The sequence below is a fragment of the Nostoc flagelliforme FACHB-838 genome (assembly GCF_014698065.1).
Taxonomy (GTDB): domain Bacteria; phylum Cyanobacteriota; class Cyanobacteriia; order Cyanobacteriales; family Nostocaceae; genus Nostoc; species Nostoc flagelliforme_B.
This window is the reverse complement of sequence record NZ_JACJSI010000015.1, coordinates 71,173-86,604: the sequence shown is the minus strand read 5'-3', so window position 1 is coordinate 86,604 and position 15,432 is coordinate 71,173. Positions and strand designations below refer to the sequence as shown.

The 15,432-nt window shown below is 41.6% G+C and carries 11 protein-coding genes; 7 read left to right on the top strand and 4 right to left on the bottom strand.

The genetic code is table 11. The features are described from left to right. The first annotated feature begins 11 nt into the window (after nt 1–11). Nucleotides 12–956 (top strand): GDP-L-fucose synthase family protein, encoded by a 945-nt coding sequence (locus H6G97_RS10705; RefSeq protein ID WP_190940591.1) that lies wholly within the window; start codon nt 12–14, stop codon nt 954–956. Between the two features lie 76 nt (nt 957–1,032). Here H6G97_RS10705 and H6G97_RS10700 read toward each other — a convergent pair whose 3' ends face one another. Both H6G97_RS10700 and H6G97_RS10695 read right to left on the bottom strand, forming a co-directional pair. After that, nucleotides 1,033–1,923, bottom strand: a complete 891-nt coding sequence (locus H6G97_RS10700; protein ID WP_190940590.1) for a hypothetical protein — start codon at nt 1,921–1,923, stop codon at nt 1,033–1,035. Nucleotides 1,924–2,589: 666 nt separating this feature from the next. Continuing rightward, nucleotides 2,590–3,249, bottom strand: a complete 660-nt coding sequence (locus H6G97_RS10695) for an alpha-ketoglutarate-dependent dioxygenase AlkB family protein (protein WP_190940589.1) — start codon at nt 3,247–3,249, stop codon at nt 2,590–2,592. Between the two features lie 198 nt (nt 3,250–3,447). Between H6G97_RS10695 and H6G97_RS10690 the strand changes: the two genes are divergently transcribed. Together H6G97_RS10690 and H6G97_RS10685 are read left to right on the top strand one after the other, a co-directional pair. Beyond that, a complete protein-coding gene (locus tag H6G97_RS10690; protein WP_190940588.1) occupies nt 3,448–4,002 on the top strand; it encodes a 5-formyltetrahydrofolate cyclo-ligase in 555 nt (184 codons plus the stop codon). A 125-nt stretch (nt 4,003–4,127) separates the two neighbouring features. After that, entirely contained in the window at nt 4,128–4,964 is an 837-nt protein-coding gene (locus H6G97_RS10685) for a carbohydrate ABC transporter permease (protein WP_190940587.1), read from the top strand. 19 nt (nt 4,965–4,983) lie between these two features. Here the strand turns inward: H6G97_RS10685 and H6G97_RS10680 are convergent, their stop codons facing one another. Further along, nucleotides 4,984–5,637, bottom strand: coding sequence for a sugar transferase (locus tag H6G97_RS10680; protein WP_190940586.1), 654 nt, complete (start codon nt 5,635–5,637; stop codon nt 4,984–4,986). A gap of 499 nt (nt 5,638–6,136) precedes the next feature. Further along, nucleotides 6,137–10,153 carry a hypothetical protein gene (locus H6G97_RS10675; protein WP_190940585.1) on the bottom strand — a complete coding sequence of 1,339 codons (4,017 nt, stop codon included), beginning with the start codon at nt 10,151–10,153 and terminating at the stop codon, nt 6,137–6,139. A 618-nt stretch (nt 10,154–10,771) separates the two neighbouring features. On the opposite strand from H6G97_RS10675, the gene H6G97_RS10670 reads away from it, so the two are divergent. From H6G97_RS10670 to H6G97_RS10655, 4 genes are all read left to right on the top strand, one after another. After that, nucleotides 10,772–11,473 carry a Crp/Fnr family transcriptional regulator gene (locus H6G97_RS10670; RefSeq protein WP_190940584.1) on the top strand — a complete coding sequence of 234 codons (702 nt, stop codon included), beginning with the start codon at nt 10,772–10,774 and terminating at the stop codon, nt 11,471–11,473. 217 nt (nt 11,474–11,690) lie between these two features. Next, nucleotides 11,691–12,431, top strand: a complete 741-nt coding sequence (locus H6G97_RS10665) for a DUF2232 domain-containing protein (protein WP_190940583.1) — start codon at nt 11,691–11,693, stop codon at nt 12,429–12,431. 70 nt (nt 12,432–12,501) lie between these two features. Then, nucleotides 12,502–13,686, top strand: coding sequence for a nicotinate mononucleotide-dependent phosphoribosyltransferase CobT (gene cobT / locus H6G97_RS10660; RefSeq protein ID WP_190940582.1), 1,185 nt, complete (start codon nt 12,502–12,504; stop codon nt 13,684–13,686). A 145-nt stretch (nt 13,687–13,831) separates the two neighbouring features. Then, nucleotides 13,832–15,403: a metallophosphoesterase gene (locus H6G97_RS10655; protein WP_190940617.1), complete on the top strand. Its 1,572-nt coding sequence runs from the start codon at nt 13,832–13,834 to the stop codon at nt 15,401–15,403. Nucleotides 15,404–15,432 lie beyond the last annotated feature (29 nt).

The window sequence follows — 15,432 nt, the reverse complement described above, 5'->3', positions numbered from 1 at the left end:
AGGATAAAAATATGACCGCCTTAGAACTAAAAAATCAACGAATTCTCGTCACTGGTGGGTCGGGGTTTCTAGGTCGTCAGGTGATCGATCAACTGTGTAAAGCAGGGGCTGATCGTGAGAAGATTACAATAGTGCGATCGCGCGATTGTGATTTGCGTGTTTGGGAAAATAGCCAACGGGCGGTTGACCAGCAAGACATAATTATTCACTTAGCAGCTCATGTCGGTGGTATCGGTCTGAACCGCGAAAAACCCGCTGAGTTGTTTTATGATAACTTGATCATGGGAACCCAGCTAATTCACGCTGCCTACCAAGCTGGAGTAGAAAAATTTGTTTGTGTTGGCACAATCTGCGCCTATCCTAAATTTACCCCAGTGCCATTCAAAGAAGATGACCTTTGGAATGGCTACCCAGAGGAAACCAACGCCCCTTACGGAATTGCAAAAAAAGCGCTTTTAGTTCAATTGCAATCTTACCGCCAGCAATACGGTTTTAATGGGATTTACCTACTCCCAGTAAATTTATATGGCCCAGAAGATAACTTTGACCCTGCAAGTTCCCACGTCATTCCAGCCTTAATTCGCAAAGTTCACGAAGCCCAAATTAAGGGAGAAAACCAACTCCCAGTTTGGGGTGATGGCAGTCCCACACGCGAGTTTCTTTATTCAGAAGATGCAGCGCGGGGGATTGTTATGGGGACTCAATTCTATAACGAATCAGAACCAGTTAACTTGGGAACGGGTTACGAAATCTCCATCTTTGATTTAATTACTTTAATTTGTAAATTGATGGAGTTTAAGGGTGAAATTGTTTGGCAAAGCGACAAGCCTAATGGTCAACCCCGCCGTTGTTTAGATACTGAACGGGCAAAGCAAGCCTTTAATTTCACTGCTCATGTGGGCTTTGAGGAAGGGCTAAAAAATACCATTGAATGGTATCGCCAATACGCTGAATAATCATTACTTATTTAGGGTGAGCAATGCTCACCCTATTTGCTTTTAGAAATACATTCAAAAATACATTTTATAAAAATTATTTAGCATTTTTTCTAAAAGCTAGATAATTAAAATCTACTGAATGACGAGGAATAAGGCCATGTTCACCAGTAAGAAGATATTTTTTAATAACCACTGGAATCGGTGGAAGTAAATCTCTCGATTGAAAAGTAATTCCTCCTTGGGTGTGACTTCGCATAATATTTCCTTGCCTCATAGCCAGAATATAGCTCTCTATTCTATTCATTAGTCTATTACTAGAGCGATAATTACTCTGATCGGCTATGATTAAAATACTTCTTCTAGGCATTTTTCTTACAAGAAAACCTATATTTTTAAGGAATGTATTTAAGTCATTACCCATTTCATTTAAGCAGTTTTGAAACACAAATATCATACTATTTGTAATATCATATTCTATTGGTTCAAAAGTATTGATATCTAGCAAATCGATTGGCGAAGCATTTAATTTACACAACCCTAGGAAATACTCTTTTATCAAGTAATTATTTGTAATACGTCGGCTATGTCTCCAGGAATCTGCGGCAATATCGTATATTTTAAATTGAGCAGACAACAAACAAGGAAAATTATCCTCCAAATAAGTTATCAATCCCACAGTTTCAGGTGCAGGGCCTGCTCCAAAAAAACAAGCTTGTATATGTTGTGTAGAAAATAAAATATTTTGATTCAAGTCTTCAAAAATCTGACGAGTCATTGCTGCATAAAGAGGATAATAACGAAGCAAGTAAGCAGCTTGGGTATCAAAATCAGTGTAATCAACCGTGACATTATCGTTACGATATGATTGCCATAGTTTCAAAGCGTGTGGCTGTAAATGTCTTAAGTATTGTCTCAAACTTACTTCGCTACTGATTCTATTTCTGTCGCAAATTCCAGCAATAATACGGTTATAAATATCATCCATAATGTTTAGGCTCCAAGTTTAATAGCAAAATTAAAAAACCCACTTAAAAGTAACCCCCTATTCGACTTTGAAATAGGATGGCTATAGAAGAAGACAATTATTTAGGAATTAACTCAGATTTATACTCATCAGATTTTGGGTTTTTCCTGATAGGAAATAGCCAAATTATGAATGAAATTGTAGACGATGTGCAACTTTAATTTTGTCATAATGAGTAGAGCAAAACTAAATAAAACATTTTACTTTACTATATGCATTCAAAATGAAAGTTTTACAAAAGTTACGCATGGCAATTTTTTGTATTTTTATCTATAAAATTTCGTTGTTTTGGTACTTCAACTAATGCACCAAAACATTAATAATTTATGACAACGCTAATTTAGTCGATATTTAAATAAATAAATTTAGTTTTCCCCATCTGATAAATGTAACTTCCAAATAATTACATTTATCATGATGTGGAAACTGGCTCTCTACTGTTTGAGAACAAGATTTTGACTACGTCGTAATAACAAATTAGATACTATACATGGCATAGTATCTAATTTTTAAGACATAGGCGCATATAATTTTTGTAGGTACAGATTTATCTACAATCTAAAGTTGCTGCTTTTCGGATTTTTTCCTAAATATTTTTACAAAACTGAAATGCTCTAAGGCAATATTTCAGGTACTGGTGATGATTACTCTGAAAGTCAGGTTGATTCTTGGCTTAACTGGCTTAGATGTTTTGGGTATCTGATGTTGCCAAAATTGCTGGGTTGTGCCTCTCATAAGTAGAAAGCTTCCATGAGTTAAGTTAACTTCTTGGCTTGCATATTTTTTGGATTTATGTCTGAACATGAAGCGGCGTGTATCTCCAAAACTTACAGAACCAATCACAGTATTATTGCCAAGTTCAGGTTCGTCATCGCTATGCCATGACACGCCATCTTTACCATCACGGTAAAGGTTTAGTAACACGCTATTAAATTTTACATTGGACAAAGGTTCAATTTTAGATTTAATTTGGAGTAAGATACTAGTCCAAGGCTCAGGATTCATTTCTATTCCTGAGTAAGTATATGATGTACCCCTATCTCCATACCATGCTGTTAGCCTTGGTAAAGGTATAGACTTTCCATAAAGCTTGATTGCATCTTGTCTCCAATGGGTATTGTTATATAATTCGTAGAACAACTGGTCGCTTTCTGTTGTATCAAATAAATTAGGGTAAATTACCAGATCTCCATCAGGAAGGATTAAATTTTGTGGTGTTATCTGCGACTGAACTGTTGCAGGTTCTAAAGTTTCTCCGTTTTCCCAAAGATTGAGTTGCTTGTACATGAGTCTTGACCAGAAAAATATTTTAATTCCAATTAAAGCTTATCTATCTTGAAAACCGTAGTTTCTTTGTAAGGAGGGTAAAATTTACAACCAAAACTATGAGCGAATTAATATACTCTCTTTAAAAACTCTAGGTTTCGGAATCGACGAGGTTTAAAGGGTTGTTTCTATTTTGCACATAGGTATATTAAATTTGTCATGGAAAAAGTAAAACTACGCCGTACTCTACTCAATACACGTCAATCAATGTCTTCTCAAGAGTGGAGAGAAAAAAGCGATCGCTTATGCTCTCATTTACAAAACTCTATTTTGTTTACCCAAGCAAAAACAATACTCGCTTATTTCAGCTTTCGCCAAGAACCCGATCTCAGTCCATTATTTGCAAACACTAAGTATCGTTGGGGATTTCCTCGTTGCGTTGATAAATCTATCTATTGGCATATTTACACACCTAACGATTCTGTTCAAAGCGGCGCTTATGGCATTACTGAACCACATCCCGATGCTCCCCTATTAGATGCTGCTGAAGTAGATTTGATTCTCGTCCCTAGTGTAGGTTGTGACTATCAAGGATATCGTTTGGGTTATGGCGGTGGATATTACGATCGCTTGCTCAGTTTACCGCAGTGGCAAGCAAAGACAACTATCGGAATTGTCTTTGATTTTGCCTATTTACCTCAAATACCGATTGATCCTTGGGATAAACCGCTACAAGCTGTTTCTACGGAAACCGGATTGACTCAGAGAGGCTGAAGGATTCAGGATGATGAAGAAAAAACTCCAAATATTTAAGCAAGTGCAAAATATTGAAAGCAAGTTGTAGCGTTATAAAGAAAGTTGTAATAAATATTTAGAGAACTGGGAAAGTTATTAATCAAATGCTGAAGTTGAAAAAATCACGATCGCAGATTTTACTAATGTATGCACTGTTGGGAGCGATCGCACTGTTGATGCTCTTTCCTTTACTATGGCTAATTAGTACAGCCTTAAAATCGCCGACGGAAAATATTTTTCAGACACCGCCACAGTTGTTACCCAGTCAACCAACACTAAATAACTTCTTTAGTGTGTGGAACTCTCTACCTTTTGGACAATACCTGTATAACAGTACTTTGGTGTCAGTGCTGACTGTGGGCTTAAATCTACTGTTTTGCGCCTTGGCTGCCTATCCCTTGGCAAGATTGTCGTTTGTGGGGCGAGACGGGATTTTTGTAGCGATCGTCTCGACGATTATGATTCCCTTTCAAATCGTAATGATTCCTCTCTATATTTTGACAGTCCAGTTGGGTTTGAGAAATACTTATTTAGGGATGATTTTTCCGAGTTTAGCTTCTGCCTTTGGCATTTTTCTGTTGCGCCAAGCTTTCATGAGTGTCCCCAAAGAAATAGAAGAAGCCGCCCGCATGGACGGAAGTTCGGAGTTAGGTTTGTGGTGGCATATTATGTTACCGGCAGTTCGCCCAGCATTAGTAACTTTAGCTATTTTTGTATTCATTGGTGCTTGGAGTGACTTTTTATGGCCTTTAATTGTCATCCAAGACGAAAATTTATACACTCTTCCCTTGGGAGTCGCCAAGTTAGCAGGGACATTTTCTCTTGATTGGCGATTGGTAGCTGCTGGCTCAGTAATTGCGATCGCGCCAGTATTATTATTGTTTCTATTTTTACAACGTTACATTGTACCCACTGAAACTGGTAGCGGCGTTAAGGGATAAAAATCTCTCTATGCCCAATTTAATAAGCACCAGTCTTTCTGAATACCACCCAGATAGTTTTAATAATCAGAACCAGGTCATAAATTACAGACCACTTGCGTTGATAATCTATATCCATCTTGACAATAGTTTCAAAATCTGTAATTGTTGAACGCCCATTGGCCTGCCATTCTCCAGTAATACCTGGTTTGACTCGCAATCTATCCCAGTGGTGTAGATCGTAATGGCTGACTTCATCAGGAGTAGGAGGACGAGTACCAACTAAACTCATGTCTCCTAACAAAACATTCCAAAATTGAGGTAATTCGTCTAAGCTAGTACGCCGCAAAAATTTACCTACAGGAGTAATGCGAGGATCATCAACAGATTTAAAGATATGACCTTTTGCTTGATTTTGAACCAAATGCTTGAGTTTATCAGCATCAACGATCATGGAGCGAAATTTCCACATTCGGAAAGTTTTTCCGTTTAAACCACAGCGAATTTGAGAATAAAATATTGGATTTGGCTCATAAATAAAGGTAGCAATTGCTACGGGAATTGCTACTATAAATGTGATTATTAACCCCACAATAGCTCCCATAATGTCAATTAATCGTTTTCTGACGCTTAATGTTGAAGGGTGTGAAGGCTTTTGCGAGGAATTAACTGAATAAAGATAAAGATTACTCACAAGGGCTAACTTATTTTATTACAGGAATTTTTACACCATTAGTAGTGTGGACATAGACATGATTTTACAAATTATTTATACTGCTTTTGTCACTACTACCGATTGGTACTGTACATAAAATTGAAACAATAAAAAAATCGAAAATTTAAATTTTACAGAATCTTTAAATTACACTGAGACATTGTGAATCTACAGTGTTTTTTCCATAAAATAAACAACCTACTACTACACGTACACATCTCAAAAATACTGTAGTGAAATACTAGTAGTACTTGCAAAATTCCAAATGCTTACGTTGACTTTTCAAATTATGTGGAAAAGTCCACCAAATACCTAACCCCTTTCCCGACGCGGGAAGGGGGAAAATTCAAAGTCTCTCTCCTTTTAGGAGAGAGAAATAGAAGTGAGGTTTTCCAGATGCCGTGAAAAGTCAAATGCTTACGTTATCAGCATTTGGAATTTTCAGTAGTATTCTTATTTCTAGCGTTATATACTAGTTTCAACGGTCAACCTCTAAGGCGAAATTCACCGTATATGGTTCCTCCAGCGATTGCTGATTACTAGCTTTGATCGCATCTAGATAGTGGCGCAAAGATACTAGTTGTTGGGAATTGGGACGATAAGTGAGACTCCCCTGTTTTTCAAAAAGTGGTGCCGTAGCGATCGCTTGATAGTCTAGATTGTCTTGTGAACTCTGGGTAAGCCAGGTTGAATCTGTAACTGAAGGTATCAAACCCGAAGGTAGTTCACCCTCCAAAAAAGCCAGCAGTCGTTGCTGACAAGTGCGAGTATTGATCCCACGATCCTCAAATAGCTGGGTAATTTCACCAAAAGATACGGATCGGTCTGGTAGCAGTCGCAGCAATTCTGTAAAGAGGAAATAATCAGTGTATTGTTGCCTGGGTATATCTAAAATTTGGGGATGCAGAGGTAGCATCGCCAAACCATAAGCAACTCGACTGCAATTAGGAGCGCCGTTTTCGCCGAGATATAAATCTTGAATAATCTTAGCGCTAGGGAGTTTTTGGCGTAACCAGCGGTTCACCGTCCCGACACAAGCCACCCCACCAGTGAGGATAGCTTGATTAATGGCTTCTGTAGGGATACCATGAGCTACCAATAACTTGTTAAGTTCTCGGTTCAGGCGGCGTACAAAGGGGATAAATACCTGGCTTTCTAAGTCTCGTCGCTGCAAAATCCATCGCTGATCGGCTAATTCTAGAGTAAAAGAGTCTTGGTGTTGCAAAATCAGCTTTAGAGCTAATGCTGCATCTAATACTGCCTGTCCCAGTAGAGAACTTTCTAGACGCTGCTGGAGGCGAATACGAGCGGTAATATCTGGTTCTCCGACTCTGGGTAGTTCTAATTCTTCCAACCCCAAACTCTGCCAGCGCATTTGGTCTAAACCGGGAATTGACGGTTGCCATTGCCAAGGATTGCTGGTGGTAGTTTTGCGCTCGCTTGGTGTTTCTGAGCGTGATTGTCGAGATTTCGGTGGCAATAGCAGCTGGCAAATAATATCTTGTTCAATTCCCTTGCCAGCATAAGCAAAACTGTGGAGCATGAAATCATTGTATGTCAATTGCGCCAAGCTTTCTGGTACATTCACCAGCAACATTTCTGTGGCAGTTGTCCCAATGTTAATTACAAGGGTGTTGCCAACAATGGGATGTTCGCTGGTTTTTGCCGGATAAGAACCTTGAGCATCGCTTAATTTTACTTGCTCACCGTTAGCAGCATTGAGTTCTGGAAGTAGACTAGCGATCGCTTCTTCGACAAAAAAGACTTGCTGTGGATGTTGGATCAGTTTGCTAGTGAGTAAAGCTTCCCGCACGTTAAAGCGGTATTGTTCCGACCAGTTAGATGGACAGGTGCAAATTACACCAGCAATATTATTGATAATCTGGGGAAAATTTTGTTCGCTGATGCCAACAGCAGCCGCCATTAAACTGGGGGTGGTACAAGTTTTTTCGGATTTGAGGGTTAATAGTAGTTTAGAAAGTGATCGCACAATCCAAATTAAAGGGCCTGCCGAAAATTCATTTAATTGCAAAACAGGTTCCCATTTCTGTCGTTCACTCTTGTAGGGAATGGCTACTTGTAAATAAGGCTTCAACTGCGCCGAGTAGAGATTATTTATGGTCGGATATGCCGTTGATCTCGGTGTTGTAGGAGTGGTAGCCGAGCGATCGCTACCTTTATCTTGAGCAACAGCCGCAGGTGCTGTTTGCTCATGTGCTTCGATACTTTCATTTTCACCGTGAGGTATAGAAGCTGTAGGTAGATAAACCTCTGTTGGTAAACGAAATGATTGCTGAAAGGAACTTGTTTCCGGTGGATTTTCTGCTGACCAGTAGATAGGATGTACAACAAAAGTTGAGCGGTTTAATAATGCGGCAGAAATTCCTGTTGTACCTAAATCAATTCCTAAATACCAAACTGATTCTCTAAAATTAGGCGAAACTTCTGGATTATTTATGGAGTTAGAAATTGAAGATAAAGAACTGTCTTGAACAGCAGTTGTGACTTCCTCTTGTTTGTCAGTTTCTAGCTGGGGATCTGACAAACTGACGAAAGCAGCAGATGAGGTATCTTCTGTTAATTGGAGACTTTCAGAGGAAGTTGTGGGGATTGTGTCTTGAGTTGTATCAATTAGTTCCGCGAAATTATCCAAGTTGGTAGCTGGTTGCGACTCAGAATTTAGCTGTTGATCAAAATTAGCCAAATCCCGATCTAATTGCTGCAACTGTTCTTCATCTAAGGAAATATCAGGTACTACCGGAGACTGGTTTGACTCAACAGAAAGCAAGTTTTCTTGTGGTGAAGCAGCAATGTAGCTATCTGAAGAAAGTTCTTGCCGATCATCATTAATTAATACTTCCGATGTAGCGATTTCGGTAGGCTTCTCTACAAGACCCTGCGCGTAGTTTGCTTCCTCGTAGGGGTATGCCAATGCAATTTCTGCTACTTCTGGAGTAACTGGTGCTGTACTTGTGACATCCTCCACAGAAGATGATACTTCCAGGCGTGGCTCATCACTACCTGTATCAGGCAATAAGTCAGTTAGGTTATTAATTGTATCAACACTAGCAGGCTGAGTGTTGGCTTCTACCGGGAAACTCTCTGTTTGTGGGGTAGAGAAGCTAAGAGGTGTGTCTAAGTCAGTATCCTCTTCAAAAAATAGTTCTTCCTGTGACTCTGATGAATTTGTGGTTTCTCCTAAAGTCTCTTGGGTTGAAAAACTCGTATCTGGCGCTGCGATCGCAGAATCGACCGTTGGGGTAACAGGTGGGGTCTCAGCGATGTTTAACGGTGATGAAGAGACTGTGGATAAGTCATTTGTGGCAACATTGAGACTTGGATTATTAACATCACCAGCACCAAACAAACTGGCGTAAAGTTGGTCTACTTCATCACCAATTAACGCAGAAATATTTTCCGGTAATTCGGTCAGGGTTTCAGAAGATTCAGACGAGTCTAAACCAAGCTGCAACATTGCTGCATCTAAATCCTCTGTGAGGGTAGTCTCCTGTCGCTCAAAATTAATAGTAAGTGGAGATGAAATTTCTGGCTGTATAAGCTCCAAAGTTTGGGGTGTAACTTCAGCAGCAATCTCAACTGGTTCAGCCAATGATGTTAGTGTCTCAGATTCTATCCCCAAGAAAGATGGCTGGGAACTAGGGGGTTCTTGCTGCAAATGCTGGGTGAAATTATTAACAAAGCTGGTCATCAGCTGTTCACCTTGCATCCCCTTGCTATGCATTCTTGACAGTGCTTGCGATAGGGATTCGTAATAAGTATTAATATTGCGCTGTAGTGCGTCAAATACTACATTTACTGTGCCATCTAGTGATAATAGGCGTTGATCCAACTCCCTGGCCAACTGTGTTAACTGCTCCAGACGCTCTGGGGATTCTAACAAAGGTTGAGTTGCAGATGCCTGATTAATTCCTCCTGAAGAACTAGAGATATTTTCCCCAGTCTGTCCGATCAATGGCGTTAAAGTTGGTACCAGGCGACTCATGAGTACCTGTAAAAACTCGGTAATCATTTGCTCCTGGTTTGTCAATTGCTGCGCTAAGGAGTAGTTTTGCAAACGCTTTTGTTCTAGCTGGCGAATTTCTTGTATGAGAGTGGTTCGCTCTTGCAAGAGCAATTCTAATTCCGATCGCAACGGCTGAATCAATCTCGAAAATTCATTCTTTAATTCTCCTGCACCACCAGTACTCTCTTCCTGGATGGGTTCTAGCGGCGGTAGTGGATACTGGTTATTGCCGCGATCAATAAATTTTGTTAACAAAGGCGAACGCGGTTCTTCAGAAGACTGATTTGGGATGCCGCTTTCTAATGCTTCTTTTTCTTGTAATTTCACTAAGAAGCCGCGAATTCGTTCTAAAACTTCTTTAGGCTCTTGCGCCTGACCAGACAGAAATCTAGACAGGCGCTTGCCACCGCTAGCAAGTAAGTTGTCAATGTCTGCGATCAGCTTTGAAATTTCATCTGTACTAAAAGTCACTTTTATTACCTTACCTAAAAATTTATGCCAACTAATGTGACAATTACTTTACAATCACCGTACCCCTATGAGGAAGCAAGCTACGCGCCGCGTCGACCAGAGGAGAGGTTTTGAGTAGCAAAAGCCAAGTTTGGACTTGTGACTGTCATTATGTTATGGATTACTGAGAGCCGTGGCAATCTTCAGTCAGCATTTGTGTGAAAAGCTTATTTTTGCAGGTTATCAAGAAAAGCACTGCGCGAACCTAGAAGCAAGCTAGGCATAGCAACTCTAAGAGTTGCTATGCTAAATGTCTCTCGTAGAGAAGACTTTACGCTGCGCTATCTGCCATAACCGAAAGGGAACAAAGGTTTGAGACAAGAATACCAAATTAAAAATTTGGTGGCTTTTATTCGGGAGGGGTCTGAATTCCCAACTGAGGTAAAACATAAAAGCCTTCTGCCCTCTGACTTCTTCCAACCGATAGGTAAAAATTGTTTAGAAAAACCTTCTTGTGGTTTTCTTATGTAGCATAGTTTAGTGTTCTCTTTGAAAGGGAGCTGTGCTTTGATAGCTTAGGCTAAAAATGGCGCTCTTGTTTGTTGTGTGTATATAGCAGCTTGAATTAAAGATGTCGTAATGGAAGACAGATATAGCTTGCAAGCACAGGCTAATTCCTGGATGATCACCTCCGCTCCCTTTTTTCAAGGGTTGCCAGAAACTGCTGTAGAATTAGCCCTTGTCCATCTTGTTACCCGTACTCACCCAGCCAATCAGGTAATTCTACTGGAAAATGACTGGGGCGGTTCTGTGTACTTTATTATAGACGGATGGGTAAAAATTCGTACCTACAATCTGGAAGGAAAAGAGGTAACGCTGAATATTCTTGGCAAAGGGGAATTGTTTGGTGAAATGGCGGCGCTAGATGAAGTACCTAGATCCACAGATGTGATTACCTTGGCCCCAACAGTAATTGGGAGTATGCCTGCTCAAGATTTTGTCAAGTTACTTCAGGTAGAACCCTTGGCGGGAGTTCGATTAGCGCAACTAATGGCACGACGTTTGCGGCAAGTAAATCGCCGATTGCGGTTGCGGGAATCTGATAGCCAGTCAAGGGTAGCAGATACGTTGCTATTTTTGGCAGAAGGACAAGGAAAACAAGGGCAAACAGGAACTGAAATACCTAATTTACCTCATCGTGAATTAAGCAGTTTGAGCGGACTGGCGCGGGAAACGGTGACACGAGTATTGACAAGGCTAGAAAAAAAAGGCTTGATTAAACGGGATCAAGACACTATTTGTGTTCCCGATTTGTCAGCCTTAGAAAGAATGATCGTTTAACAGGTCGTGCCCTTTCTTTCCCCAACTTCTCTACGAAAGGCTACGCAAAAAGCTAAGAAAAATTGGTGAGGAATGAACGCTTCGGAACTGGGTACTGCGTACTGGGGAAGAAATTCTTTTAAGATTTGGTTGGGGTATAAATTCCCATCCAGATTTTGCCAATGCCCAGTAAAATCAATCCCCAATCTCCAATTCCCAGTTTAAGAACTTATCAAATATGAGTATTTTAAATTCTCTGCCAGATGAGCCGGAGGAAGACCCATCCCCTGAGTCTCCAATTCCTCAGAATCATTGGTTAGACAAAGAACAGCAATTAATGCCTCCTCAACTCAAGGCTGATGCGCCCTTGAGAATGGTAGAAACGGCATTTTTAGCAAGTACCGCTAGCTTAATTTGGTTTATTAATTTTTACTTTCCTTTGGGCCCAGTTTTACGGATATTTTTTCCGGTGCCGATCGCTCTAGTTTATCTGCGTTGGGGTAAACGCGCGGCGTGGATGGCAGCACTTACTTGCGGGTTGCTGCTGACTGTACTGATGGGGCCAGCCCGTAGTTTACTGTTTGTCATGCCCTACGGGTTCATGGGCGTGCTTTTGGGAGCAACATGGTATCGCCGTCGTGTTCCCTGGATTGTTTCTATCAGCTTGGGTACGTTGTTAGGTACTTTGGGAGTATTTTTTAGGCTGTGGCTGCTGTCTGTTTTGTCAGGTGAAGACCTGTGGATTTATGTAATTACCCAGGTGACTGAGTTCATTGAGTGGGTATTTTTGAAGCTGAGTTTGTTGGTGACTCCCAGTGTCTTTTTGATTCAAGTGGGAGCGATCGCTTTAATTTTACTCAACAACTTTATCTACCTTTTTGTGGTACACCTGGCAGCGTGGTTGCTTTTTGACCGTCTCGGCAACCCCATTCCCCGTCCCCCACGCTGGGTGCAAGTCCTCATGGATTATGACGGATAGTTATTTGTCATTAGTCATTTGTCCTTGTTTCAAGGATGAGTCCTAACTAACCCCCAATGCTCAATGCCCCATGCCCAATGCCCAAATTCGTATTTATACCCAAAAAGAACAAGGTGAAGAATGGCTGCAACGCTATCGTGGTTGTCTACCCGTATTTGCCTGTGTTTTAGGATTTACTGAAACTGGTTTAATTCCAGGGATTTCCGCAGCTGGCCGCACTCCAGAAGATCGGAAATATACTGCTTGTGCCGATGCCGAGTTTTTGTATTATGGCGCAGAACATAAAGCCCAATATCCCCTACCGCCATTAGCGGCTGGCGCTTCACCTGTGCTGATTTCTCGTGCTGTCTTTGAGTCATTAAAGATACCAGTTCATTTGTTTAATGCTGGTTTACCCCAGCCTCCTGCTGTACCAGTAGTTGATTTAGGTGGCATCCCAGCTAAGTGTTTAAGTGGGGGTGTTGCTATGGAAATCGCAACGGTACAGCACTTGCTTGAACAAGGGCTATTTTGGGGAGAACGCCTTGCTGCCAATATCCAACAGGGGTATCTGATTATCGGTGAGTGCGTCGTTGGAGGTACTACAACTGCCCTGGCAATCTTAACTGGTTTAGGTATAGAAGCTGCCGGAAAAGTTAACAGTAGCCACCCTGTTTGTAACCACGAGCAAAAGTGGGCACTAGTCCAAACTGGGTTGGAGAAGATGAGGGGGGGCAGGGGGCAGGAGGCAGGGGGAGAAAATTTTACTTTGTCCTCATCTTCCCCAGTTAACCCTTTACAACTTGTCGCTGCTGTGGGTGATCCCATGCAAGTGGTGGTAGCTGGAATGGCGATCGCTGCTAGCCGTAGTTGTGGTGTAATGCTTGCTGGGGGGACGCAAATGCTGGCGGTTTATGCGCTAATGAGTGCGATCGCTCAAGCTTACGCCTTATCATGGCAACCAGAAGAAGTAGTTGTAGGCACAACCCGTTGGGTGGCAGAAGACCCTACTGGCGCTACAGTTGACTTAGCCCTCAACTTAGGAAAAGGCAGCTTAACTCACAGTGGAAGAATCCCTCCCCTATTAGCAACTCATCTAAGTTTTGCTGATTCTCGTTATCCCCAACTGAGAGCTTATGAGCAAGGCTTTGTGAAAGAGGGTATGGGTGCTGGAGCCGCTTGCATAGCCGCCCATCTTAGCCAAGATTGGCAACAACACCAACTTTTGGCAGCCATTGAAGCCCAACTAGAACGCCTAAGCACACCATCTCACTAAATTAGTAGCGAATTATCGGCGTGCCTATCCCCACAGTGAAGCAACTGGCGTGGGGATTGTCATGGCTGTGAGAATCATAATTAAATATATTCTTATTATTTCGTTACAATCTGCTTACGCGTTAGGCATTCAAGAGTTATCAGCCATGAAATTGATTTCCGATCCACCCATTCCTGTAAAAATTCAAAAGATGAAGGAACGGGTGCGGTGGATGCATCCAAGTTTTGTGCAACGGGGAATTGACCAAACCAGTATAGTTATTGACGATGGCAAGCAAGATAGTCCAGAGTTTTCCTTTATGGTTATTGGTGATTCTGGCACTAAATCCCATTCTCGCCACCACGCCCAACGAAAAGTTGCCGAATTGATGCTTCCTCACCGCGATGATTGCAGTTTTGTGTTGCACACGGGCGATGTAATCTATGTGGTAGGTTCCCAAGAGTATTATTCAACAAACTTTATTGAGCCTTACCGGGAATTTCTTGTCGGTGGCGATAACCCGAAAAGCATTCCTTATGACCGCATGGTGTTTAATCTGCCGTTTTTGCCAGTACTTGGTAATCATGATTACTACGATGTGCCATTGATGTACCGTTTATTTACTGGAACAACATCGTCACTACGTCGCCTGTTCCGCTACAAAGATATTGAGATTGGCTGGCATGGATCATACCAAGGTAATGCTTACGCACGGGCATTTATGGACTATACAGGGGCGATCGCTTCCCCAAAAGAGTTAGAACGTCATTTAGATCGGCACTATACTGCTAAGACCGACACAGGGCGCTGTTTGCGTTATGAACCTGGACAGTTTACCCGCTTACCCAATCGCTATTACACCTTTCGCTACGGCGGGATAGATTTTTTCGCACTAGATTCTAATACTTTTAATACACCGTCACCCTTGCCTGCAACTCAAGAAGGGGAAATTTACCGCCAGGAATTGCAAAAGCGTCGCCATGAGATCGATCAAGAAGAATTGCAAATTTTGAAAATATGCGATCGCCTCAACCCAGACAAACCCACCGAAGCGGAACAACTTGATGAACTTAGCGCCAAATTAGACCAAATAAATGAGATCAAAATCGACATTGAGAAACAACTAGCATCTCAGAAAATGCCTGCGATCGACTTTGAACAACTTGAATGGTTGCGAAGCAGATTAATTGAATCTTGGAACACTTCAGAAGTGCGCGGACGTGTAATCTTTTTCCACCATCCCCCCTACGTCACAGAAGCTACCAAATGGAATCAGGCACAAACCTTGGCGGTTCGCCACCGCTTGCGCTGGGTGTTTGAACAAGTGGCAGAAACTCTTGGTTCTCTAATTAAAGAACGTCCCATAGTCGATTTGATTTTAAATGGTCACGCTCACTGTTTGGAGCATCTTTGCACAACTGATACCGGATTTGCTGACTCTCACATTAACTGCATTATCTCTGGTGGTAGTGGTCATCGTCCCCGTTATCAAAGGCGAAAAGGGAGTGAATTGATGGAGACTTTTGCGGAAATTGCAGGTAAACCCACTCGAAAAGTTGCGGATTCAACGCTTTTTGTGGGGCGTCATGACTACAATTTCCAAAACCGACTACCTTACTCATGCGTGCGGATTGATGTTCTTGATGGTTGTCCGCCCAAGTTTATTATCAGACCACTAATTACTGAACGGATTGAAGAAGAGTGGCATAACAGCGAACTTCAACCTTTTGTAATTTAAACAGGATGCGACACCACAGACGTGATTAA

Bases quoted from the DNA above. Each gene is read 5' to 3' on its own strand.
- H6G97_RS10695 (WP_190940589.1), bottom strand. From the start codon at position 3,249: ATGTACAAGCAACTCAATCTTTGGGAAAACGGAGAAACTTTAGAACCT.
- cobT (WP_190940582.1), top strand. From the start codon at position 12,502: ATGCCCAATGCCCAAATTCGTATTTATACCCAAAAAGAACAAGGTGAA.
- H6G97_RS10670 (WP_190940584.1), top strand. From the start codon at position 10,772: ATGGAAGACAGATATAGCTTGCAAGCACAGGCTAATTCCTGGATGATC.
- H6G97_RS10690 (WP_190940588.1), top strand. From the start codon at position 3,448: ATGGAAAAAGTAAAACTACGCCGTACTCTACTCAATACACGTCAATCA.
- H6G97_RS10705 (WP_190940591.1), top strand. From the start codon at position 12: ATGACCGCCTTAGAACTAAAAAATCAACGAATTCTCGTCACTGGTGGG.
- H6G97_RS10655 (WP_190940617.1), top strand. From the start codon at position 13,832: ATGAAATTGATTTCCGATCCACCCATTCCTGTAAAAATTCAAAAGATG.
- H6G97_RS10700 (WP_190940590.1), bottom strand. From the start codon at position 1,923: ATGGATGATATTTATAACCGTATTATTGCTGGAATTTGCGACAGAAAT.
- H6G97_RS10685 (WP_190940587.1), top strand. From the start codon at position 4,128: ATGCTGAAGTTGAAAAAATCACGATCGCAGATTTTACTAATGTATGCA.
- H6G97_RS10665 (WP_190940583.1), top strand. From the start codon at position 11,691: ATGAGTATTTTAAATTCTCTGCCAGATGAGCCGGAGGAAGACCCATCC.